Annotated in this window: 2 protein-coding genes; one reads left to right on the top strand and one right to left on the bottom strand. The window is 62.6% G+C overall.

Annotated elements, in window-relative coordinates:
* A partial coding sequence (locus NW838_RS07890; protein WP_414427815.1) for a hypothetical protein occupies window positions 1-397 on the bottom strand: 397 nt, incomplete at its 3' end.
* Between the two features lie 61 nt (window positions 398-458).
* Here NW838_RS07890 and NW838_RS07885 point away from each other — a divergent pair.
* Window positions 459-711 (top strand): MGMT family protein (locus NW838_RS07885; protein ID WP_414427814.1); only part of this gene is annotated, 253 nt, incomplete at its 3' end.

Here is a 711-nt window from a genome sequence, read left to right as displayed (position 1 = left end):
CAGCGAGGCGGTTGCGGTAAGCCAAGGCATCGCCGGAGCCACCAGACAAGCCCACTCCGCCGCCGACGAAAAAGCTGCCCATGGCCCCGCCCATCGCGCCCAGTAGGCCGCCGATCAGGTGGTTGCCTATAGGTCCCGCCCAGGCAAAGGTATCCAAACCACTCAAAACGCTGAACCCCACCCCGGCCAAAAAGCCAAAGGGCACCAACCAAATGGCCAGGCGCCGCATCTGACGGCGGGCCGCTTGGGCCGGGTCAATCAGCCCAAACTCGTCGGCACTCTTGTAGCCCCGCCCCAGCAGATGCAATCGCTCCAGGGAAAAGCCGGCTTGTTCCAGGGCGCTGTAGGCCGCCTCAGCGGCTATGCGATCCGGCAGTACCGCGATTAAATAGCTCATGGACCCGGGGATCCAATCCGTTCCACATCTTATTGTCTGCCAAGTTTGAGCGAGGATCCCTGTGACCCAGTCTGGCTCCACTAGCGCTCCATCTACTAGCCTCTACCAGCGCTTTTACGAAGTGGTGCGGCGGATCCCGCCGGGCCGAGTGGCCACCTATGGGCAGGTGGCGCGGGTTGCCGGTTACCCCGGCTATGCTCGCCAGGTGGGCTATGCTTTGTTTCGCCTGCAAGGCCAAAACACCGACATCCCTTGGCACCGGGTGATCAACGCCCAGGGCTGCATTTCCTACTCCCCTTTTCGCCTGGGCTACG

It is taken from the genome of Synechococcus sp. R55.2 (assembly GCF_047462075.1).
Lineage (GTDB): Bacteria > Cyanobacteriota > Cyanobacteriia > Thermostichales > Thermostichaceae > Thermostichus.
This window is presented reverse-complemented; position numbering and strand designations above follow the sequence as displayed.